Annotated in this window: 25 protein-coding genes and 1 pseudogene; 14 read left to right on the forward strand and 12 right to left on the reverse strand. The window is 46.7% G+C overall.

Features of this window, described 5'->3' with window-relative positions:
• Positions 1–228: arsenate reductase/protein-tyrosine-phosphatase family protein (locus tag N5P32_RS17205; RefSeq protein WP_457920491.1), on the reverse strand; the 228-nt coding region annotated here is incomplete at its 3' end.
• A gap of 16 nt (positions 229–244) precedes the next feature.
• On the reverse strand, positions 245–592 hold the full coding sequence (locus tag N5P32_RS17210) for an ArsR/SmtB family transcription factor (RefSeq protein ID WP_265730239.1): 348 nt from the start codon (positions 590–592) through the stop codon (positions 245–247).
• A 204-nt stretch (positions 593–796) separates the two neighbouring features.
• Here N5P32_RS17210 and N5P32_RS17215 point away from each other — a divergent pair, with 204 nt between their 5' ends.
• The gene (locus tag N5P32_RS17215) at positions 797–1,093 is read left to right on the forward strand and encodes a hypothetical protein (protein ID WP_265730240.1); all 297 of its coding nucleotides are present in this window, start codon (positions 797–799) and stop codon (positions 1,091–1,093) included.
• 420 nt (positions 1,094–1,513) lie between these two features.
• Here the strand turns inward: N5P32_RS17215 and N5P32_RS17220 are convergent, their stop codons facing one another.
• Both N5P32_RS17220 and N5P32_RS17225 read right to left on the reverse strand, forming a co-directional pair.
• Positions 1,514–2,047 carry a methyl-accepting chemotaxis protein gene (locus tag N5P32_RS17220; RefSeq protein ID WP_409371115.1) on the reverse strand — a complete coding sequence of 178 codons (534 nt, stop codon included), beginning with the start codon at positions 2,045–2,047 and terminating at the stop codon, positions 1,514–1,516.
• Positions 1,983–2,828 (reverse strand): PAS domain-containing protein, encoded by an 846-nt coding sequence (locus N5P32_RS17225; RefSeq protein ID WP_265730242.1) that lies wholly within the window; start codon positions 2,826–2,828, stop codon positions 1,983–1,985. Before N5P32_RS17225 ends, N5P32_RS17220 begins: the two co-directional genes overlap by 65 nt.
• 300 nt (positions 2,829–3,128) lie before the next feature.
• On the opposite strand from N5P32_RS17225, the gene N5P32_RS17230 reads away from it, so the two are divergent.
• The gene (locus N5P32_RS17230; RefSeq protein WP_265730243.1) at positions 3,129–4,178 is read left to right on the forward strand and encodes a zinc-binding metallopeptidase family protein; all 1,050 of its coding nucleotides are present in this window, start codon (positions 3,129–3,131) and stop codon (positions 4,176–4,178) included.
• Between the two features lie 15 nt (positions 4,179–4,193).
• On the opposite strand, the gene N5P32_RS17235 is transcribed toward N5P32_RS17230, so the two are convergent.
• Positions 4,194–4,703, reverse strand: coding sequence for a DUF7482 domain-containing protein (locus N5P32_RS17235; protein WP_265730244.1), 510 nt, complete (start codon positions 4,701–4,703; stop codon positions 4,194–4,196).
• Between the two features lie 49 nt (positions 4,704–4,752).
• A pseudogene (locus N5P32_RS17245) lies at positions 4,753–6,763 on the reverse strand (sigma-54-dependent Fis family transcriptional regulator).
• 325 nt (positions 6,764–7,088) lie between these two features.
• Here N5P32_RS17245 and N5P32_RS17250 point away from each other — a divergent pair.
• The 6 genes from N5P32_RS17250 to N5P32_RS17275 all read left to right on the forward strand — a co-directional run bounded on the left by N5P32_RS17250 (position 7,089) and on the right by N5P32_RS17275 (position 13,217).
• Entirely contained in the window at positions 7,089–8,177 is a 1,089-nt protein-coding gene (locus N5P32_RS17250; RefSeq protein WP_265730247.1) for an ABC transporter ATP-binding protein, read from the forward strand.
• Positions 8,178–8,179: 2 nt separating this feature from the next.
• A complete protein-coding gene (locus tag N5P32_RS17255) occupies positions 8,180–9,337 on the forward strand; it encodes an ABC transporter ATP-binding protein (RefSeq protein ID WP_265730248.1) in 1,158 nt (385 codons plus the stop codon).
• On the forward strand, positions 9,327–10,196 hold the full coding sequence (locus tag N5P32_RS17260) for a carbohydrate ABC transporter permease (RefSeq protein WP_265730249.1): 870 nt from the start codon (positions 9,327–9,329) through the stop codon (positions 10,194–10,196). Before N5P32_RS17255 ends, N5P32_RS17260 begins: the two co-directional genes overlap by 11 nt.
• Before the next feature lie 9 nt (positions 10,197–10,205).
• A complete protein-coding gene (locus tag N5P32_RS17265) occupies positions 10,206–11,102 on the forward strand; it encodes a carbohydrate ABC transporter permease (RefSeq protein ID WP_265730250.1) in 897 nt (298 codons plus the stop codon).
• An 11-nt stretch (positions 11,103–11,113) separates the two neighbouring features.
• Positions 11,114–11,386 (forward strand): DUF2160 domain-containing protein, encoded by a 273-nt coding sequence (locus tag N5P32_RS17270; RefSeq protein WP_265730251.1) that lies wholly within the window; start codon positions 11,114–11,116, stop codon positions 11,384–11,386.
• Positions 11,387–11,492: 106 nt separating this feature from the next.
• Positions 11,493–13,217 carry an ABC transporter substrate-binding protein gene (locus N5P32_RS17275; protein ID WP_265730252.1) on the forward strand — a complete coding sequence of 575 codons (1,725 nt, stop codon included), beginning with the start codon at positions 11,493–11,495 and terminating at the stop codon, positions 13,215–13,217.
• 96 nt (positions 13,218–13,313) lie between these two features.
• Here the strand turns inward: N5P32_RS17275 and N5P32_RS17280 are convergent, their stop codons facing one another.
• Together N5P32_RS17280 and N5P32_RS17285 are read right to left on the reverse strand one after the other, a co-directional pair.
• The gene (locus tag N5P32_RS17280; RefSeq protein WP_265730253.1) at positions 13,314–13,496 is read right to left on the reverse strand and encodes a hypothetical protein; all 183 of its coding nucleotides are present in this window, start codon (positions 13,494–13,496) and stop codon (positions 13,314–13,316) included.
• Positions 13,497–13,678: 182 nt separating this feature from the next.
• Positions 13,679–13,861, reverse strand: coding sequence for a hypothetical protein (locus N5P32_RS17285; protein WP_265730254.1), 183 nt, complete (start codon positions 13,859–13,861; stop codon positions 13,679–13,681).
• Positions 13,862–14,145: 284 nt separating this feature from the next.
• On the opposite strand from N5P32_RS17285, the gene N5P32_RS17290 reads away from it, so the two are divergent.
• Positions 14,146–15,030, forward strand: coding sequence for a phytanoyl-CoA dioxygenase family protein (locus N5P32_RS17290; RefSeq protein WP_265730255.1), 885 nt, complete (start codon positions 14,146–14,148; stop codon positions 15,028–15,030).
• Positions 15,031–15,049: 19 nt separating this feature from the next.
• Positions 15,050–15,388 (forward strand): hypothetical protein, encoded by a 339-nt coding sequence (locus N5P32_RS17295; protein WP_265730256.1) that lies wholly within the window; start codon positions 15,050–15,052, stop codon positions 15,386–15,388.
• Here N5P32_RS17295 and N5P32_RS17300 read toward each other — a convergent pair.
• Positions 15,385–16,182 carry a DODA-type extradiol aromatic ring-opening family dioxygenase gene (locus tag N5P32_RS17300; protein WP_265730257.1) on the reverse strand — a complete coding sequence of 266 codons (798 nt, stop codon included), beginning with the start codon at positions 16,180–16,182 and terminating at the stop codon, positions 15,385–15,387. The genes N5P32_RS17295 and N5P32_RS17300 overlap by 4 nt on opposite strands.
• Positions 16,183–16,387: 205 nt before the next feature.
• On the reverse strand, positions 16,388–16,867 hold the full coding sequence (locus N5P32_RS17305) for an Rrf2 family transcriptional regulator (RefSeq protein WP_265730258.1): 480 nt from the start codon (positions 16,865–16,867) through the stop codon (positions 16,388–16,390).
• A 111-nt stretch (positions 16,868–16,978) separates the two neighbouring features.
• Between N5P32_RS17305 and N5P32_RS17310 the strand changes: the two genes are divergently transcribed.
• The gene (locus N5P32_RS17310) at positions 16,979–17,875 is read left to right on the forward strand and encodes an NAD(P)/FAD-dependent oxidoreductase (protein WP_265730259.1); all 897 of its coding nucleotides are present in this window, start codon (positions 16,979–16,981) and stop codon (positions 17,873–17,875) included.
• A 293-nt stretch (positions 17,876–18,168) separates the two neighbouring features.
• Positions 18,169–18,714, forward strand: a complete 546-nt coding sequence (locus N5P32_RS17315; RefSeq protein ID WP_265730260.1) for a porin family protein — start codon at positions 18,169–18,171, stop codon at positions 18,712–18,714.
• 111 nt (positions 18,715–18,825) lie between these two features.
• Here the strand turns inward: N5P32_RS17315 and N5P32_RS17320 are convergent, their stop codons facing one another.
• Together N5P32_RS17320 and N5P32_RS17325 are read right to left on the reverse strand one after the other, a co-directional pair.
• On the reverse strand, positions 18,826–20,061 hold the full coding sequence (locus N5P32_RS17320) for a TIGR03862 family flavoprotein (RefSeq protein ID WP_265730261.1): 1,236 nt from the start codon (positions 20,059–20,061) through the stop codon (positions 18,826–18,828).
• An 89-nt stretch (positions 20,062–20,150) separates the two neighbouring features.
• Positions 20,151–20,738 (reverse strand): DUF502 domain-containing protein, encoded by a 588-nt coding sequence (locus N5P32_RS17325; protein WP_265730262.1) that lies wholly within the window; start codon positions 20,736–20,738, stop codon positions 20,151–20,153.
• 153 nt (positions 20,739–20,891) lie between these two features.
• Between N5P32_RS17325 and N5P32_RS17330 the strand changes: the two genes are divergently transcribed.
• Both N5P32_RS17330 and N5P32_RS17335 read left to right on the forward strand, forming a co-directional pair.
• Positions 20,892–21,785 (forward strand): LysR family transcriptional regulator, encoded by an 894-nt coding sequence (locus N5P32_RS17330; RefSeq protein WP_265730263.1) that lies wholly within the window; start codon positions 20,892–20,894, stop codon positions 21,783–21,785.
• A gap of 120 nt (positions 21,786–21,905) precedes the next feature.
• A complete protein-coding gene (locus N5P32_RS17335; protein WP_265730264.1) occupies positions 21,906–22,070 on the forward strand; it encodes a hypothetical protein in 165 nt (54 codons plus the stop codon).
• Positions 22,071–22,092 lie beyond the last annotated feature (22 nt).

A 22,092-nucleotide genomic window follows, 5' to 3' on the forward strand; every position in this document is an offset into this window, starting at 1 on the left:
AACGATGTCTGGATTTAAGTCATACAGTTCATCCCAGCTTTTACTATTTAGGCCATTAATGGAATAACCACGGTTTGTTAATTGTTTAAGTGTATCAGGATGAACCTGTCCGCTCGGATGACTGCCTGCACTAAATGCTTCCAAACCGTCATTGCCGATAGAAGCTGTGATGCTTTGGGCTAGAATGCTGCGACAGGCATTATGCGTACAAAGAAAGAGTACTTTCATAATGTATTTCCCATGATTAGGCACAGCATGATTGGGCTCGTTGTGGACGATTCCCCATTTCCTCAAGTGCGATAATGTTATCCGCCAAGAAGTCTGGATTGTTTTGGAGTGTCTCAGACAAAACAGTGTGTATCCACTGAAAGAGCGCTTGATTGATGCTATAAAAAACCCATTGACCTTGTCGTCTGTCTGTAAGTAGTTCGCAATTTCGTAACTGAGCCAAGTGGCGAGAAATTTTGGGCTGACTTTCATTGAGAGCCTGCATAAGTTCACAGACACATAACTCTTTTTCTTGGTGAATCAGTAGGATGCATCGCAAACGTGTTTCGTCAGCGAGGCACTTGTAAAATGTTATAGGGTTCAAAGGATGCTCCTTTATGCTATGGGACCATAAGACAATTTAAGCTTTATGATATTGGCAATGCTAACATATATGTTTTTTAAAATATATGAAAATAAATATATATGAAAAAAAGATAAGATAGTGTTTTTGTCATCTTTCTGTCATGTACATCTTTCATTATGGACTTATTTAATTTTAAACAATCCACTTGTGAGGGTACTACTTATGAATAAAAGCAAACTTCTTATTGCCATGCTTTTAGGCGCCTCTTTAGCTGCCTGTGCTTCTACAGCGACAGAAACGTCTATGGCCGCCAAATACGATATCGACGGATTTAAAACACAAATTGAAGACGGTCGCCTTTGGGTGTTTGAGGACGGCTCTGAAGAATTGGCCTTCTTCAAAAAACACGGCGAGCCAGCAAAGCAGTTTACTAACATAGGTGCAGGCCCAGAAGGCATGACAGTGAAAGCAGCTAGCCAAGAAACCCTAGATAAGTATCTTTCTGCTTATAAAAAGTAAGTACAGGCATAGCGACTTCTTGGAAGATTGCTTGGCGTACAAAGACTAATAAGCCCCAACAGAACAAAATAGTTTTATTGGGGCATTTTTGTTTGAAGAAGAACTGGCGCATCATCAGCCCATCTCGCTAATAACCAAAAGCACCTTGATAGTCAAAGATCTAGATTTACTCACACAAATGGCAGCAAAAAAGCTAATCCATGTTGCGATCAATGTGACGACGCTAGATAACGATTTTTCACGTAGCACGACGCAAATATGGATTAGATGACAACAGATTAAGCTATCTGGATTGTCGTCATTTTGCGGTTCCGCCAAAAGAAGGCGATCAGATGGCGTTGTTTTAATTTAGTTAATCGCAGGGCAAAAAAATCCCCTAGACGAAAACGCCTAGGGGATGATTGAAACAACACATTCAGATTAGAGCTTGTTGTTAAATTGGCTTACCGCATCAACAACTTGCTTTGCGCCGACTTGGATATCGTTCATGACATCACCAGCGTCGTTAGACAGCTTTAGTGCTGTTTTCGCTTTTTCCATGCTTTCTTCGATCATGGATACGGCCTGTTCGGTGAGTTTTTTATTGTCACTTACCACTTTAATAATTTCTTCCGTAGCGGAACTGGTTCTGGACGCGAGCTGTCTGACTTCATCCGCAACAACAGCAAAGCCGCGACCTTGTTCACCCGCTCGTGCGGCTTCAATTGCTGCGTTAAGCGCAAGCAAGTTGGTTTGATCCGCTATACCGCGGATGCTTTCCACCAGTTCAGACACCTTCATGGACTGCGTATTTAACTCAAAAATACCCTGACCAGCAGTGCCCATTTGATGAGACAACTCATTCATTGTTTTAATGGTCGACTCAATAACCTGTTTCCCAGAGACCGCACTAGCATCGGTCTTCTTCTGAAATTTCGAAGGCAATTTCAGAGGTTTCTGAAATTGCAAACTCACGGTTCATTTGCTCAGTAATCACAGTCGCCAATTTAATGACCTTGTACAGTTTGCCACTGTCATCATGCACCGGATTGTATGACGCTTCTAGCCACACCACATTGCCACGACTATCAAAACGTTTAAATCGTTGGGACACGAACTTCCCAGATTTTAGCTGTTGCCAAAAATCCTTATAGGACTGTGACTCCGCTTCTTTAGGGTCACAGAACATTCTATGGTGCTGTCCAACGATCTGGCTTTTCGAATAGCCCATGCCTTTTAGAAAGTTGTCATTCGCATTTAAAATAATGCCATCTAAAGTAAACTCGATCACCGCAGAGGAACGGTGTAGTGCCGCTAACATGTCTTCTATTTCTTTAGATTGTGTAATGGTTTTGGTCAATTCAGCCGCATAGATTTCTAGTACGATGGAACCTTTTGACATTTTTTTAGGTTGAATTGTCGCGCGGTACCAAACCTCTTTTCCATTCTTATCTTCAATCTGTAAAGCACCATGCCAATGCTTCTTTTCGCTAATCGCCAACAACATGCTTTTACAGTGTTCTTTCTCTAACGACTTTTTATGAATCAGATCTTGAAGATGTTTGCCTATTATTTCAGTTTTAGCATAGCGACAGGATGCCAAGAATAATTCATTAACCTCTACGATTTTCCCTTCGGGTGAGGTCGAAAAATACAACATTTCTTGTCTAAGATCGGCTTGTGTTTCTTGAAATGAAGCAAGCTCTTCTTCTAACTCTGTAATTCGGGTCAATAATTTGTTGTTACCAAACAGCATTTGCTTCTTCCTTAGATATCTCATCAGAACTTTTTTAAAGGGTAGCGGATGTCATCGTAAAACACGAATATATTTCAACGATGGCTATAACTAAGTCGACCATAAGCACAAATATATCGCGTGTTTGGGTTACTCACAGTGCGGTCTTTTCTACGCTAATTTTAAGCTACTGTTCCGTCATATTTATGACAACCAACCCCATTCTGAAACAACCTCAAAATAATTGAAAAAAACGTTATGTAAATCACACATTACCGTTTATAAACATGTTTTAGTCCCCCCTATTTGGAACGTGTTTGCATGCCTAGTGATGACTTTATTGATGTACTGAAACTTCTTATTCGCGCCCCAAGTGTGGTGGGCGCCGAGCATTCGTTTTTCCGTGTGTTACAGCGCGAACTGGAAGAGCGAGGGGCAAAAGTCACTTGGTACGAAGGTTTGTTGGTTGCCCAAGGCAGCGACCCGTTTAGCACCATGTTTTCGGCGCACATAGATCGTCACGGTTTAGTGTGTACGGGCCCAAATGAATTCCAATACGCAGCGTTTGTGTCGGCAAACCGCACGGATTTATTGAATAACTCGGTTTCAGAAGAGTTGATGACAAAGGTCACCGAGCGCTTCAACCATGAAGAAATCTACGCTTATGAGCCTTGGTCAGGCGTTTACCGTGGCAAAGGCACCATCAAAAGCTCTTACGTTTGCGAATTCCGCAATAACTTAATTTTTGAAACCGAAGGATTAGAAGGCGTTGTTGCTGGAACGCCAATTGCGTTCAAAGATCAACTGCACATTGTCAACAATCGCCTAGAAGGTCAGCTTGATAACGTCATTTCAGCCGCCGCCTTGGTACATCTTTTTGATCATGGTTTTAAAGGCACCGCCTTTTTTACCGCCCAAGAAGAAGCGGGGAAAAGCTGGCGCTACTTACTAGAATGGTTCCGTCGTTTTGGTGGTTCAACCAACCGTCTATTCGTTGTTGATACCAGCCCCTTTCCAAATGTGAATTCAGCCAACGAGCAACTTCTTGTTCTTAGGGAAAAAGACGCCAACGCGACCTTCAACAAAGACAGCACCAAGCTTTTGGAAAAGCTGTGTGAAAAAAATAACATCAGTTACCTGTATAAAAACCGTTATGTGGAAAACGAAAACGCCAAACGTGCTGAGCAAGGCTTACCACCAAGCTCTCTTGGCAGTACAGAGCTTGGCCGCATTATCGCCGCATCGAATGGTTTGGTAGATGGCACAACGATTCAAATCCCAACCATTGGTTACCACACCATGCACGAATCTGCTGCAGTGGAATCGGTGGATGCGTTTCTGAATATGCTAAAAGTGGTGTCGAATATTTGATACGACCTTTTGGCATTAGCCAGCCACAGCAAAAGGAATAACAGGGCAATTGAGCACGATATCGGTTCGTTCGACAGTGACCAGGCCCTGATCTTCTGCCGTTAAGATAGCTTCTTCAGACGTCAGTTCTGTTGCCTTGCTTGGGTCTTTCCATACCACAACGTACATCAACCACAGTGGCGAGTAATGAGTGTCTTGGCTTTCATAACCTAATGGCTCTGGCACCGACGCAAACACGCTTTTCGACTGCTCGCCCTTAGGAAACGCATACACACGCTCCAAAACGGTTTTTACTTGCGGTGGTTTCGGGTAGATCGGCACCGCATCACGCAACCGCGGCGCGTAATTGGCATTTTTGGCCTTGGCAACGGCTTGATCAGATACATCGGTTGTTATGTAGAGAACTTCTTTATCATCATGCCAGCCATGCAACAATGGCAAACTTACGGTGGGCTGTTTAGGCACCGCACTACAAGCAGACAGTAAACTCACAATAACAACGGCCAAAACACTTTTCATTAACATGAATTTCTACATCCTTACTCAATTTAATACCTTAACTTTAGCCTAAATATTACTCTGCAGCGCCATCTTTCGCCGCGTATTTATAAACGGTATTGCGGCTAACACCGGCGGTTTTCGCGGTTTGCGATACATTGCCTTTAAACTCGCTCAATAGCCTTGGAATCAGCCGTTCTAACGGCCTCGATTTGATCCGACTGCGAGTTAGATTCTGTGAGATCAAACGATGGTGCAGCGTCTAGATCATCAAAAAAGTCGTCTGGCAAATGCCAATCTTCCAGCACGCTCTCATCCGCCATCGCCATGCCGACTTTGAGTACATGCGCAAGTTGGCGCATGTTGCCAGGCCATGGATGTCGCGCCAGCAAGGCCAGCATCTCCGGTGACAAAGCAGGACCAGGCTCTTCTTTTCGTAAACGCTCATGGAGGTATTGAATCAATTTCGCTTTGTCAGTTCGTTCACGCAAAGCGGGTAACTCTATGTTCAAACCAGAAATCCGGTAGTACAAATCTTGGCGAAAACGTCCTTCTTTTACTTCGTCTTTTAGGATGCGATTGGTGGCGGATATCAGTTTAATATCCACCGGAAACGCTTCAGTAGAACCCAACGGTGTGACTACTCTTTCTTGTAAAACACGCAATAAACGCGACTGCACAGCCATCGGCATTTCACCGATCTCATCGAGAAATAATGTACCACGATGGGCACGACGAATCAGGCCAATAGAGCCGCGATTTTGTGCGCCAGTAAAAGCGCCTTTTTCGTAACCAAAAAGTTCAGACTCAACTAGTTCTGCCGGAATCGCTGCGCAGTTTACTGCGACTAACATCTCTTTAGAACGAGAGCTATGATAGTGCAAACTGCGAACAAATATCTCTTTTCCCGCCCCTGTTTCACCATGAATCAAAATAGGAATGTCTTTTTCCATGATCTTATGAGCTTGACGAACAAGACGCTCTACACGCTCATCACCATGCTGCAATTCGGCTAAAGGAATCACATTATCGGGGATCTCAAGCGCGCCAATATCGTCTGTCTTTTTGACCTTTTCTGCTTTTTCAAGCTCTGGTTTTTTTTCATTCATAACAAGGGGTTCTGGCTGTATTGGTGCCACATAATCTGTGCGCCGACGGAAGTCAGGCACACGCATAATTTGTTGCACCGGCGGAATCACTTTGACGTAAAACTGATAGCGCCCCATGGCGATCAATTTCATGGGCAAACTGAATGGATGATGTTTGATTTCCCGCATTTGAATGTCAAACACTTGATTGATGTTCAGCAAAGCCAAATCGCGAGCCAAAACCACTTCGGCACGACGGTTAGCCGACACAATCGTGCCGTTTTCATCCAATACCAAAATACCCGACCAATGACTGTCCAAACTGACCACGTTGGTATTAAAGCTGAGAATAAAATGCTCTTGCTGAAAAGCCGAAAATATCAAGCGATTTTCCACGCTGAGCGACATGAGTTTCACCATGCCGAACGTGTGATCCTGTGGAAGGTACGCGTCTGAAGAAATGTCGAGCACGCCGACCAAATCGTTTTTTGTGTTGTAGATGGGCGAGGCCGAACCGACCATAAAACGGTTGGCGCGTAAAAAGTGTTCGTCGCGCCCCACTTGAATCGCTTCACCAGTGATCAAAGCGGTGCCAATGGCGTTGGTGCCGACGCCCATTTCAGTCCACTGATTGCCACCGATCAAGCCGTGTTCCGCAGCGCTGCCAAAGCGTGGTTGCCCCCATGTGTTCAACACGTGCCCTTGGCGATCCGCCAGAACAATCATGCAGGCGGAATTGCTGAGAATATTTTCATAGTAAGGCAGCACTTCGTTTTCAGTGGTTTCCAATAGGCTGCGATGCTGATCGATCAGATCCGTCAAAGTGCCTTTTGGCAAGGTTGCAAAGTCTGGACGGCTGCCATGCTCCAGACCAAATTGTTCACAACGATACCAAGACGCTTGGATTCGCTCTTTGTGTGACTGAGTTGTCATTGACTGCGGGTCTAGACTGCCGCGGCTCAGCTCGGCTTGTTGTTTTTGTTTTTCTTCGTCTTGCATTTCCAACTCCACAACAGCATGCAAAACCCCATACTGTGCACGAAATGTTCATTGTTTTAACGAACTGTAAACACTTTGAACACTCGTGAACAGCCCCTGTTCGAAAGTGAAAATCGCTTAAAAAGACCAGAAAACCAAAATAAGTCTATATTTTTCAATGGTTTAAATAAAACCAATCGTATAAAAATATTTTTGGCATGGCTTTTGTAATGTATTTACTCATCACGGTACGTTCGGTTTTGATCTTGTGCATGCCTGTTGGCGAATCACTTAAAAACAAACCCGGTCGTACACGAAAAAAATAACAACAAAAAAGGTACGTACAATGTCTCTGACGCTGCAGAATGTATCGCGCGTTGTTGAAGGCGAGACGTGGATCGACGATGTGAATTTGTCTCTCGAACCCGGCTCATTCAACGTTTTGCTTGGCCGCACGCTGTCTGGCAAAACCACGCTGATGCGCCTTATGGCCGGTCTTGATCGACCTACCAAAGGTAAAATCCTCATGAATGGGGTGGACGTAACAGGGGTGCCTGTTCGCGAACGCAACATTTCCATGGTGTATCAACAGTTCATCAATTACCCCAACCTCACGGTTTACGAAAACATCGCTTCGCCTCTTCGTTTGGCCAAAATGGATGAAAAAGAAGTCGACCGTCGTGTGCGTGAAACCGCCGAAATGTTACGCATCGATCCTTTCCTTGATCGTTTGCCATTACAACTGTCTGGTGGTCAGCAACAACGCACGGCGATGGCAAGAGCCTTGGTAAAAGACTCGCAAATCATCCTCTTTGATGAGCCTCTGGTGAACCTCGATTACAAACTGCGTGAAGAACTGCGCCAAGAACTGCGCGCCTTGTTCAAAGCCCGTAATTGCATCGCCATTTACGCCACAACCGAACCTAACGAAGCCTTGGCGTTGGGCGGTAACACCGCCGTTTTGAACGAAGGCCGCTTATTGCAAATGGGGCCAACCGCCGAAGTTTACCACCAGCCAAAAGACATCATTACCGCAGAAATGTTCTCTGAACCGCCCATTAACGTGGTTCCGGGCAAAGTCAGCGAAGAGGAAGTGACCTTCGATGACACCGTGCATTTTCGTTTAAACAGCGACTTGCGCCGTCTTGCGCCGGGCGATTATCAGTTTGGTGTACGCGCGTCTCACATTGGTTTGGTGCCACACTCTGACGACGATTTAGAGTTGCCAGTTCGTGTGGATTTAGCAGAGATCAGTGGCTCCGAAACCTTCCTACACGTGCACAATCCACACTTTGATTTAGTGCTTCATCTGTCTGGTGTTCATGCCTATCAAGTGGATCAAGAAATTAAGGTCTACTTCCCAACGCACAAGCTGTACGCCTTTGACGCTCAAGGCAAGATGGTGCATTCCCCAGCACGAATGAGGGATCAATAATCATGGCTTCTATAACCTTAAATGCCTTAGCGCATACCTATACCGACAATCCAACCAAACCCGAAGATTACGCCATTCGTGAAATGACGCATGTGTGGGAGCAAGGCGGCGCATTTGCTCTGCTAGGGCCATCTGGTTGCGGCAAATCCACACTGCTGAACATTATTTCGGGCTTATTGGAACCTTCCGATGGCGAAGTCTTGTTCGACGGCAAACGCGTCAATGAGCTGAAACCCGAAGAACGCAATATTGCGCAAGTTTTCCAGTTCCCAGTGGTGTACGACACCATGACGGTATTTGATAACTTGGCTTTCCCGCTGCGTAACATTGGCGTACCGGAATACAAGGTGAAGTCGAAAGTTTACGAAGTCGCCGAGATTCTTGAGCTGTCTGACCAACTGACACGCAAAGCCAAAGGTTTATCTGCGGATCAGAAACAAAAAGTCTCCATGGGCCGCGGTTTAGTACGCGACGATGTGTCGGCGATTTTGTTTGATGAACCACTCACCGTTATCGACCCTCAACTGAAATGGAAGCTGCGCCGTAAGCTCAAACAAATCCATGAACAGTTCAACATAACCATGGTGTATGTGACGCACGATCAGCTCGAAGCTTCTACTTTCGCGGACAAAATTGCCGTGATGTACAACGGGCAGATCGTCCAGTTCGGTACGCCACGAGAACTATTCGAAAACCCAGCGCACACCTTTGTTGGCTACTTTATTGGCAGCCCGGGGATGAACTTTTTTGACGCCGAGCTAAAAAGCCAAGGCGATCAAAAAGCGGCCTTGATGTTTGGCGATCATGAGATTTCCGTCAGCGATGCCATGCTAACCCGCTTACACGCCATGGGCGCAGACAAAGTCACCATGGGCATTCGCCCCGAGTTTGTGCATGTCTGGGACGGCAAAAACAACGACGCGTTCCCAGTGGATGTGGACTACGTGGAAGACCTTGGTACCTACAAAATTCTGTCTTTCTTATTCAACGGCCAAGTCATGAAGGCTCGCCTGAGCGAAGACCAGAAAGTGCCATCAGGTCAAATCTATGTGAGCTTTCCGGAACAATGGACCAAGGTCTACGTGGATGACTATTTGATCGACATCGCCGATCAAGCCGCTGTGAACGACACGGTTGAGGAGACTGACCATGCAAACTAAAGTTGAAAACAACAAGGCGTGGTTCCTTGTTCTGCCGGTTTTCTTGATCGTGGCGTTCTCTGCCATCATTCCATTAATGACGGTGGTGAACTATTCGGTACAAGATATTTTTGACCCTTACACGCGCTACTTTGTTGGCACGGAATGGTTCAAACAAGTCATGCTGGACAGCCGCTTGCACGAAGCATTACTGCGTCAATTCCTGTATTCCTTCACCATTTTGGCCATCGAAGTGCCATTGGGGATTTGCGTCGCCTTGATGATGCCGACCAAAGGCCGTGGCGCTTCGTTGTCGCTGATATTAGTGGCCATTCCTTTGCTGATTCCATGGAACGTGGTTGGGACTATTTGGCAAATTTTCGGCCGAGCAGACATCGGGTTGTTTGGTGCCTTTATGAGCGGCATCGGTGTCGATTATAACTATGCGTCAGACCCAACCGATGCTTGGTTAACCGTAGTGTTGATGGACGTGTGGCATTGGACGCCATTGGTTGCCTTATTGTGCTACTCCGGACTGCGCGCCATTCCAGAAGTGTATTACCAAGCGGCGCGTATTGATCAAGCGTCTCGTTGGGCAGTGTTCCGCTATATCCAGTTACCTAAGCTCACTAACGTATTGATTATTGGTGTGTTATTGCGCTTTATGGATTCTTTCATGATCTACACCGAGCCCTTCGTTCTCACCGGTGGCGGCCCTGGTAGTTCCACGACCTTTTTGAGTCAGTCCTTGGTACAGCAAGCCATCGGCCAGTTTGATCTTGGCCCTGCAGCGGCGTTCTCGTTGGTGTACTTCTTAATCATCTTGCTCGTGTGTTGGGTGTTCTACACCACCATCATGAACATGCAAAAAGACAAGTAGGAGCGGATTATGACTCAGTCATCTACAACACCTATCTCACACAATAAAGGCATTACCAAAGAGCAAGCCCCCGTGTATAGCCGTGCGGAACGAAAAGCACGCAATGCCAACCTTCGTGGTCGCTTTGGTTTGGTTCTGTACGTCGTTTTGTTGCTTTTACCCATCTATTGGTTGGTAAACATGTCCTTCAAAACCAACACCGAAATTCTCAGCGGATTGTCTTTCTTTCCGGCGGATTTCACCTTGGAGAACTACGCCAAAATCTTTGGTGACGCGACCTGGTACATGGGTTATGTGAACTCAATCTTTTACGTGTCCATGAACATGGTCATCAGTTTGATCGTTGCTTTACCGGCGGCGTACGCGTTCAGTCGCTATAAGTTCATTGGCGATAAGCACATGTTCTTTTGGTTACTGTCGAACCGTATGGCGCCACCAGCGGTGTTTTTATTGCCCTTCTTCCAGCTGTATTCGTCAGTGGGTTTGTTCGATACGCACATTGCTGTGGCCTTAGCACACTGCTTGTTCAACGTGCCATTGGCGGTGTGGATTTTGGAAGGATTTATGAGCGGCGTACCGCGCGAAATAGACGAAACCGCGTACATCGATGGTTATTCGTTCCCGAAATTTTTCATGCGTATCTTCATCCCCTTAATTCGCTCCGGTATCGGTGTGACGGCTTTCTTCTGCTTTATGTTCTCTTGGGTAGAGCTGTTGTTAGCGCGAACGTTAACGTCGGTCGATGCCAAGCCCATTGCGGCCATTATGACGCGAACCGTGTCGGCATCTGGGATGGATTGGGGGCTGCTCGCTGCGGCCGGTGTACTGACTATTCTTCCGGGTATGTTGGTCATTTATTTCGTTCGTAACCATGTGGCGAAGGGCTTTGCCCTTGGTCGAGTGTAAGGAGAATTACAATGGCTTGGATGTCTTGGACATTACCCACTGCTCTGTTTTTTATTGGTATTGCTGTGATTTTGGTCGGTATGACCACATGGCAAATACTCTCACCTTGTGTGGAACGTCGTGGCTTTTTGCCCTTGGCCACCACACGCGGTGATCGCTTATTCATTGGCCTGCTTAGCAGCGCTTTTATCCACCTTGCATTCGTTGCGTTAACGGATGTGAACATCGCGGTGGCAACCGCCCTGTGTGCATTTTGGATGATCATCCTGATGCGTTGGGGCTAGTCAGCGTCCTTATCAGTCGCGCTTATCAATAAGAACAATGGAATCTCTGGCAAGGAAGCCGCTTACAAAAACCAAAAAGAAACACCAAACTTAGTTGAGGTAAAACATGCACTACAATAAGAAAAAAATTGCACTCGCCGCCTTACCCTTTGCTGTTATGTTGCACTCTGCCAATATCTGGGCCGATGCATACTCCGACGCAGCAGAAAAGTGGGTAGACAGCGAATTCACCGTCTCCACACTGACCAAACAACAACAGCTTGATGAAATGCATTGGTTTACCGAAGCCGCGAAAAAATTCCGTGGCATGGAAATCAACGTCGCGTCTGAAACCTTAACGACTCACAAATACGAGTCTCAAGTGTTGGCAAAAGCCTTCCAAGAAATCACTGGCATCAAGGTCAATCATGACTTGATCCAAGAAGGTGACGTGGTCGAAAAATTGCAAACCCAAATGCAGTCTGGTCGTAATATTTACGATGCTTACGTGAACGATTCCGACTTGATCGGTACGCATTTCCGTTACGGTAAAGTCGTGCCTATCTCTGACATGATGGCTGGCGACGGTAAAAACTTTACCTCTCCTACGCTAGATCTTGCTGATTTCATTGGTTTGGATTTCACTACAGGGCCTGACGGCAAACTTTACCAATTGCCAACACAGCAGTTTGCCAACCTATATTGGTTCCGTGCCGATTGGTTTGCGCGCCCGGATTTAAAAGCTAAGTTCAAATCCATTTATGGCTATGAGCTGGGTGTACCAGTGAACTGGTCCGCTTACGAAGACATTGCTGAATTCTTCACTGACAAAGTGAAAAACATCGATGGCGAGCGTGTATACGGTCACATGGATTACGGCAAAAAAGACCCATCTCTAGGCTGGCGTTTCACGGATGCGTGGTTCTCTATGGCGGGTGCGGGCGACAAAGGCACGCCAAATGGATTACCCGTGGATGAATGGGGTATTCGTATCAAAGATGCGTGCTCACCAGTTGGTTCAAGCGTTTCTCGTGGCGGCGCAACCAACGGCCCTGCGGCCGTATACGCGACAACAAAATACGTTGAATGGTTGCGTAAGTACGCGCCACCAGAAGCACAAGGCATGACGTTCTCTGAATCTGGTCCAGTACCGGCTCAAGGCGGCGTGGCTCAGCAAATTTTCTGGTACACCGCCTTTACGGCTGACATGACAACCAAAGGCTTACCTGTTGTGAACGAAGATGGTTCACCAAAATGGCGCATGGCACCGTCCCCGGTTGGGCCATACTGGGAAGAAGGCATGAAGAAAGGGTATCAAGACGTGGGTGCTTGGACTTTCATGAACTCGACACCAGACGACCGTCGTCTAGCAGCCTGGTTGTACGCTCAGTTCACAACGGCAAAAACCGTTTCTTTGAAGAAAACACTCGTCGGTCTAACGCCGATTCGTGAGTCAGACATCAACTCTCCAGAAATGGCAGCAGCAGCGCCAAAATTGGGTGGTTTGGTTGAATTCTACAAAGGACCAGCGCGCAAACAGTGGTCACCAACAGGGATCAACGTGCCGGATTATCCTAAGTTAGCTCAGCTTTGGTGGCAGTACATTTCGCAAGCGGCAAGCGGCGAAGCCACTCCACAAGAAGCGCTTAACGGCCTAGCCGCCGCGCAGGATAAAGTAATGGAACGTCTAGAACGCGCTAACGTGCAACCTCTATGTGGACCAAAACTGAACAAACCGCGTGACGAAGCGTACTGGTTGGCACAACCAGGCGCTCCGAAAGCGAAATTGGCGAATGAAAAACCACAAGGCGTAACCGTCTCTTATGACGACCTACTGCGCTCTTGGGAATAATATTCGTTATGTGATTTTCCCAGCACTCTGAACGTTTGACCGGCCTTGGCCGGTCTTTTTTTGCTGTTAAGAAGCGGAAACGTCTGCGTCATACTGTCAATGTGTGGTGTGTTCGTCGTCCTTCATCAATGCTTTTAGCTCATCCTGTAAGCTTTCGATTTTTTCCGCCAATATATGCTGTTGTGATGAAGGGATTTGGGCTATGTCTTGAAGGGATACTTTTTCTAGATCTTCGAGCAGATTCACTAAACGTGCGATACTGTTATCTTTTCTGTTCATGCTGGTTCTCTCCATAGATGGCATGTGGAATGTCTAACAATAGACAATATTTTGGAAATTACTCTGTCATAAATAAGAAAATTTATGTAAAAAACGGAAAAACTCACCATAAAACTGACACGAAACAACTTCAATTCATGCCAGTTTACGTTAAACAATAGGGATTATGTTTATAGGTAAAGCTAACAGCCACCTTTTTTAGCTTGTCCTGGAGGGCAAAACTTACCCGAAGATCCGCTATCCTTGTGACCTTCATCACTCTTTGCTTCGATATCAATGCCAGCAAATTTCCCGCCCACTCGGTTTATCTCGCAACCGGTTAACGATACCAGACTGACTGCCATTATAAGTAAAGTGGCTTTCATTTTTATCTCCTCATTCTACGAATGGGCGAGCATAGCAAAGTACTTTTTTCTCAACTCCTAGCCTTACAAAGTCATGACTGTAATTTGCATTACCTAAAGATCGTTGACTGAATCCTTTCGAAGCCACCATCGATCAAACTAAAAGTTAATGAGTGGATCGAAAAAAACACTGCCTAATATCGGTCGCTAAAATAGGATAGGAATACCTACCAGAGCGCCTAATGGTATGATGGGTCTAAGAGACAAATCACAACGATGCTAACCCTGACAAGGACACCAATTCGATGACTGTACCTAAACAGGAAGACTTCCTAAACAAGGGTGTTCTTAAGCTCAACAATGTCATCGATGTTGAAAAGGTGGCTGATGTGCAAGCCCATTTTTGGCAGGAGGTTGACCGCAAGTTTGGCATTCAACTCGACGAGCCCAGTACATGGTTTTCCAATGCAAACAACCCTGTCGGAGACGCCCGTGCCAAACGGTTGAACGGCATGGGGTCGATAATGCGAGAGCTCAAAGCCTCGGGGAAATTAGACGATGTCGAGCGTGCGATCCAATCGGTTATCGATCAGGTATTTGTGGCTAATGCATGGCGTCCGTTAGATCTTTGGTATTCTTTGTTGAGTTTTCCTGGCTCAGAAGCGGTCTGGAATGTACCTCATAAGTCTTGGCACAGCGATGAGCCTTGTGTGGTTGGTGACGCTGAACCATGGAGCGTATTTGTCTTTGTGTTTCTAGATACTGTCACTGTAGACATGGGGCCAACAACCGTCATTTCTGGGTCTCATCGACGCGCGGAGCGTCTTGCAAAAACACTCGGGACATCCAATAACGAAGCATTAATAAACGCCTTTGAATCGGTGAACAGCGGATTGTTTGAGAATCCGAACGACGTAATCCTATTGCCTATGGATCAGGTGTTAGATCCCCTTGTTCAAGAAGACCCTTGGTTCCAAGCGCTGGTTAAAGAAGGCTCTCCTGATCAACGAATCCAACGATTCCTAGAAGAAGGCAATACGCTGCATGGCATCGAACAGAAAGCCATCCCATTGACCGGCGCAGCGGGCGACATCATCGTCATGGATCCACGCTGCCTTCACACCTTTTCTGCGAATGTGTCTAATCTTCCGAGACAAGTATTACGACTCGATTTTAGACGCCAATTATAATCTACCCTCCAAGGCTTTCATGACCACTATGACACGCAACGACAAACAGACAGATCAAACCGATGAGACGCTAGAGGCCGCAAGAAACGCGTTTGAAATCAGCGTATCTAACTTCTCTTCGGATCACACAGAAGTCGTTGAAAATATGCAAAAAGTAGTTGAAATATTACTGGCCAAAAAACAATTCGCCGAGGCGTTAAAAGAAATCGAGCAGTTAAAGACGCTGGCGACTTCGAACAAAAAGATCAAAATCGCCATGCTGGAAATGAAAGGACGCATTAAGCAGGTGGGCGCTAGATCCGGTTTTCGGTCTAGAGCCACCAAAAAATACGCAACGAAAAAACCTAAGAACGCTTAATCAAAGCGGAAACTAGAGGCTGTCCAGCCGCCAAAAAGCCCTTTATCGTGGTAGACGCACGTCGCTTTGCCTTTTTCAGCGGCACCAAGGGCAACCATGAGAGGAATCAAATGATCTTCTCGTGGATGACAAAGGCGGGCATAAGGGGCCTTGTCCCATTCCACTATGCTTGCACTGCGCTCAGCGGGCTCAGATTCTAATAAGGTTTCTTGCAACCACGCATCAAATTCCGTAGAGGGTTTGATGGCTTGTGGACCTCGTAACCCAAGGTTATGAAAACTCAATCCACTGCCGACAATTAAGACGCCTTCTTCACGTAAAGGCGCTAAAGCGCGACCTAACGCCATGTGTTCTTCTGGGTTTAGGTTCGATTTTAACGACAACTGAACCAATGGCATGTCAGCGTCAGGGTACATCACGGCCATAGGCGCAAACGCACCGTGGTCGAAGCCTTTTTTGTCATCCAGATCCACAGGAAATCCAGCACCTTTGATGAGTTCAGCGACGCGAGCCGCAACCTCTGGTGAACCCGGCGCTTGGTATTTGATCTCATAAGTATGCGCAGGAAAACCGTAATAGTCATATTCCATACCCGGTGCTGGATTGGACTGGACACCAAAGGTTTTGCGCTCCCAGTGACCAGAAATCATCAAAATGGCTTTGGGTTTCTCAGGCAATTCTTGTGTCATTCTGACCAAAGAGGCTTCAAGGTTTGCAAACATGGCGCGCATGTCTGTTATGTACGGCCAAGGGCCACCGCCATGGGAAATAAAATACGTGGGTAACATCATCATTCACCTCTAAAACTAGAATAATCCGCTATTTAGCAAGACGCTAAATACGCTTTATTTAATGCGATCAGTCTAGGTTGGTGACTTGGCTTGATCAATACGCATCCAGTTAACCCATCATTTCATTTTAATTAATAATTAAATCTGAAGTTTCATTTTTGTTTCTTTTAAATTAAAGAAATACCTATCATGACATCGCATTCAAATTTTAGTCTTGCGAAGAAACTTGCTGATTCAGCGGATAATCCGCAAAGCCCACCGCTAACACATCCAATGTCACGTTTTGAAAACGTTCCAGTAATAACGCTTCGGCTTCCATCAAGACATCGCTAATGGCTTGGTTTACCGCAATTTCAATAGGGCACGAGGTGTGTTCATCTGACAACCCAATGGTAAACACCGAGCTTTCGCCCAACGCATTATGAATATCCAACAGGGTGATCTCAGACAGAGGGGTCGATAATGTCCAACCGCCGCCGTGGCCTTTCACGGAGGTGACGTAACCCTTCTCTCGTAAACCCGCCATGGTTCGACGCACCACAACAGGGTTGGTATTGAGCATAGTGGCGATTTTATCGGAGGTGGCGGGCGCATCCAGCTGATCCATGTGAATCAACACGTGCAACATGCGGGACAAACGGCTGTCTTTTCTCATCAGTAATCTCATGGCGAATAACGATTGACGCATTCTAACTCAGTTTCTCACGAAACATTAAAAGTATCGTGAGTTGACTTTGGTATTTCATGTAACTTATGATGTTTCATATAAATCACCCACTTTCAAATGAAGGACTTATTCATGCCATTAGACGTTATTATCATTGGTGGAAGTTTTGCAGGATTATCAGCTGCGATGCAGTTGGCAAGAGGCCAAAGGCACGTCACCGTTATCGATGCTGGCGAGCCCAGAAACCGTTTCTCAGATGAATCCCATGGATTCTTTGGCCTAGACGGCGTCTCGCCTTTTGCCATTCAGCAAGAAGCCTACCGCCAATTACTTAACTACCCGACCGCCACCATAGTGCAAGGCAAAGCGACGACCGTCGAAAAACAGGCGCAAGGGTTCGATGTTACTCTGGAAGACGGCACACTTCTGAGCAGCAAAAAACTCATTCTCGCCACTGGGCTACGAGACGAAATTCCAGATATCCCCGGCCTGAAAGAGCGTTGGGGAGCGACGGTCATCCATTGCCCTTATTGCCACGGCTATGAAGTTCGCAACCAGCCACTTGGCGTTATCGCCACCAGCCCATTGTCCATTCATCAAGCTGGGATGATTCCCGATTGGGGGCCAACGACTTACTTTACCCAAGGCGAATTTGAGCCAGATGAAGAGCAACGAGCGTTTCTACTAAAACGCGGCGTTACCATTGAAAGCACGCCCGTGTTGGAAGTACTAGGGAGAGCGCCGGAGATGACATCAGTTTACCTTGCGGATGGTCGTACGGTACGCATTGCGGCGCTCTTTGTGGGGCCAAAAACACACATGTCGAGCCCCTTTGCCGAACAGCTAGGCTGCGAGTTTGAAGAAGGCCCAATGGGATTGGTCATCAAAACCGATGCGATGAAACACACCAGCGTCGACGGCGTATTTGCCGCTGGCGACGTGTCGAACCCAATGCAAAATGCCACGCTCGCCTCCGCGTCTGGCGTCATGGCCGGAGTGGGTGCGCATTTTTCGTTAATGCACGATTAGCCCTCTAAATCGAGTGAGGTGATCACACTGTTCACCTCACTTGCTTATTTCCAGCTAACGATTTTTCAAATGAAAACTTACTGTAATTAATGGCGTATTTTCTACACCCTTTGGTGTTCATTTGAGTGTTTCATTGCTGAGATACCGTCACATAAGTAAAGCTTACGTCATGATTGGGCAGAGGCGGTTCACGTCTATTTTTTTGCGCATTGTTGGCGGGGTTTTCAATCATAAAATTCCGCGTAATCTAACTAGCGAACAACACAACACTCTGTTCATTAGGAGAAAACAACATGATTACTTCTTTTAAAAAACGCACTTTATTCAGCGGCGCATTAATTGCTTCATCACTTGCCACTATGGCCTATGCAGAAACACCCAAACAAGGCATTACTTTTACACCCAGCATTGGCTACTACAACACAGATGGAAATCGACAAGCGGGCAACGACACCTCCTATTCCATTGGTGTCGGTTACCAAACCAACAGCCCTCTGGCATTGGAAGCGGTGTACTTACATTCAGACGCCAGCCGCAATGGCCGAGACAACGATTTAGATCAATATCGTGTGGACGGGCTCTACAGCCTACCTGCCTTCGACACCGTGAATTTAACACCTTACCTCGCGGCAGGTGTGGGCATAACGGATGTGGATGGAGACTCCAATAACTTACTGGTAAACGCCGGTGGTGGTGTGAAATACGCTATTAACAGCGACGTGGATCTTAGAGCAGACTTCCGTCTGGTGAAAGACATCGAAGACAACCATCTGGACAACGTAACGTCCATTGGTGTGCAGTACAGCTTTGGCATGCCGAATCAACAAACGACCAATTAATCGCACATGACATAATCGAATCATTCTCCCACATGGATGTGGTATTTTTTTGAACCGTCGATACAGACCAAAACGCCCAATGGTGACATTGAGCGTTTTGAGTTTTATCGATCAGGTTAAAAACTCACGGACACCCTGTGCGGCCAATCGGCCCGTCGCAAAACACGCCGTTAATAAATAGCCGCCCGTTGGCGCTTCCCAATCCAGCATCTCACCAGCACAAAACACACCGGGCATGGCTTTCAACATGAGTTTCTCATCGACACTGTTTTCACACACACCGCCCGCACTCGAGATCACTTCTTCAATGGGCTTGGTTTTGTAAAAACTTGCCGGCACGGCTTTTAAGCATCTCGCCAAAGTGTCAGGTGTCTGAAAGGCGTCTTTTGGAAATGCCTCGTACAGCAGCGCCGCTTTCACGCCGCTGATGCCCAAGGTGCGCTTCAAATACTTACTAAAGGATTCTTTTGGTTTCGTGTTACGCAGCTTTTGAATGACTTGCGCTTCACTTTGCAGAGGTAGGAAATCCATCAATAACGACGACCGACCGGACGCATTGATGCCGTCACGCAAATATTTAGAAAACGCATAAATCAGGCTGCCTTCCATGCCATCGCGGGTGACAATGCATTCGCCCTTTTTCGTCACGACACGTCCGTCTTCTAACGCAAAAGAAAACGCCACGTCTTTAAGAGGGCTGCCCGCAAACTTGGATTGTAAGTGCTCACTCCACTCGCTGTAAAAACCGCAATTGGCGCTTTGCAGAGGAGCGACATCAATGCCCTTTTCCGTCAACACCGGAAGCCAAGCACCGTCAGAACCCAACTTCGGCCAGCTCGCACCGCCCATTGCCAACACAATCGCATCCGCTTTTGCCGTCACGCTTTCACCAGCGTGATCAAAAACAACATCATTGACCGACAACGCGACCATTTTGTGGCGCATATGAAACTGCACACCCGCATCGCGTAAGCGTTTTAACCAGTTACGCAGTAATGGCGCGGCTTTCATGTCTTTGGGAAAAACGCGGCCAGAGGTACCAACAAAGGTTTCAATGCCTAACGCATGGATCCAATCGCATAAATCATCGGCATTGAAGTGACGAATCGACGTGTCCAGCCAATCGGCTTTGTCGTAGTAACGCTGAATGAATTCGGGGTACGCTTCGGAATGAGTGATGTTCATGCCACCCACACCCGCTAATAAAAACTTGCGGCACGCGCTGGGCTTAGCATCGTATACATGGACTTGATGACCTGCGGCACAAATCCCTTCTGCTGCCATCAGACCCGCTGGGCCCGCGCCAACAACAATGACTGTTTTTTGCGTTTGCACCGCATTTTGCATACTGACCCATACCCACTATAAAAAAACACGCATGATAAAGAATTTTCCCCCAAGCCCCAATGGCTAATCCACAAAGTTTAGGGTAATCGTTAGGACTTAGGTCGACTCTGCACTCCTGCGGTCAATGCCAAACGCATCGCTTCTTCCACGCCAATGTCCAGCTCTGTCAATCTATCGCGGGAAATATACAAGGTCATGCCGCCAATTTGATAACTCAATGGCACATAGACCCCCACCAGATCTTGGTCTGCAAACAATTGCTGTCCGGTTTTCTCACCAGTGATAAAGCCAATCACCTGCGCGCCATTCCATTCAATGGACACCACGCTTTTCATTTCCTTTTTTTCCGCCAAATTAAAGACCATCATCATGTCTTTAATCGCACCATAAATGGACTTCACTAACGGAATACGTTCGAAAATGTTATGGCTTAATTTCACCAAGTAGCGAATACCGTACAGGTTCACCAAAAAACCGGTTAACACCAACATGCCTAAGCTGGCGATCAAGCCTAAGCCGGGGAAATACAAGGCATCAGGAATCAGCAATAACAAGACCGGCTGAGCAATCGCCTCGCCCGTCGCCAACAACCAATAAATCAAATACACCGTTAACCCAATGGGCAAAACAGCCACTAACCCTTTTAATAACAAGGTAATCAATTTGTTCATTTTCATAAGGATCCTATTAAATTTTGTACAGCATACCGCAAGGTCTGTGCCACTCCTATGACTCTGACAAGAGTTGACGAAAAGATTGCCGAAACACTGTCAGCCTTATACCCTTTTGCACAATAACGACTTTATTGAGGTCTCTTACGGAGCAATAACATGAACTATAAACGCCTAGAAACCTTCGTCTGGGTTGCCTCGTTAGGCAATTTCCGTAAGGCCGCCGAACGACTGCACACCACACAACCCGCTATTTCAGCACGCATTTCAGGATTAGAAGAGGAGCTGGGCGTTAAATTGTTTGAGCGTGAAGGAGGCTCCAGTCCGATCACTCTGACGTCAAAAGGCAAAGAATTGCTGCCGTACATAGAGAAAATTCTCTATCAGACAGAGCAACTGAAAAAACGCGCCAATATTTCCAACGCTTACACAGGCGTACTGCGTTTGGGGGTGTCTGAAACCATTGTTAATACTTGGTTGCCCGATTTTCTCTCTCGTTTACACAATGACATGCCCAACCTAGACGTCGAAATGACAGTGGACATCACCTCAAACTTAACCACTGGAATTAAAGACAGATCCCTAGATTTAGGATTGCTCATGGGCCCCATTTCCGAACCCAACATTGTGAACCGAGCGTTGTGTACGTTTTCGCTGTCTTGGGTCGCCAGCCCCACATTAGAGCTACCTGATCGCTTGCTGTATTTAGAGGAATTGGCCAAATGGCCCATTATTACCTACGCCCGTGCCACCAAGCCTTATGTGGAAATAAACCAAAAATTCCGTGAACTGGATGGCGCACCTGCGCACTTCTTCGCCTCTACCTCGTTGGCCGCCTGCCGAAGTTTAGCCATTGATGCGGTCGGTATTTCTACCTTGCCGAACATTATGATTGCCAAAGAACTGGAAGCGGGCAGTCTGCAAAAAATTCGTGCGGTTTGGACACCCAGCGACCTGACCTTCACAGCGTCCTATTCCGATGAACCCTTCAACCCCATTGCAGAAATCGCCACCAACATCGCCGTGCTGGCCGCCGAAGAATACAATCAATAAGAAGAGACCGCGTCACAATGTCCAAACAATGAGAATGATAATGAAAACCATCTTGATTTGATCAACAAAAGACGGCAGCATCGTTGCATCTCAACTTTGTTGGTTAAAAAGGAAGTGTTAATGGATCATCAAATACAAGCGGTTTTAGAGCAATACCACCAGCGCATTCAGCAAGAGCGACAAGCCCCAAGAATAGAACCAAAAGGCGGCCGAGATGGCGGTCACGATCAGCGCATGAGAGCCGTAGGCCCAGACACTGGCCAATTACTCAACCTAGCTGGTTAAAAGCTTAAAAGCCCCCAATATC

The sequence above is a fragment of the Marinomonas pontica genome (assembly GCF_026191375.1).
Lineage (GTDB): Bacteria > Pseudomonadota > Gammaproteobacteria > Pseudomonadales > Marinomonadaceae > Marinomonas > Marinomonas pontica.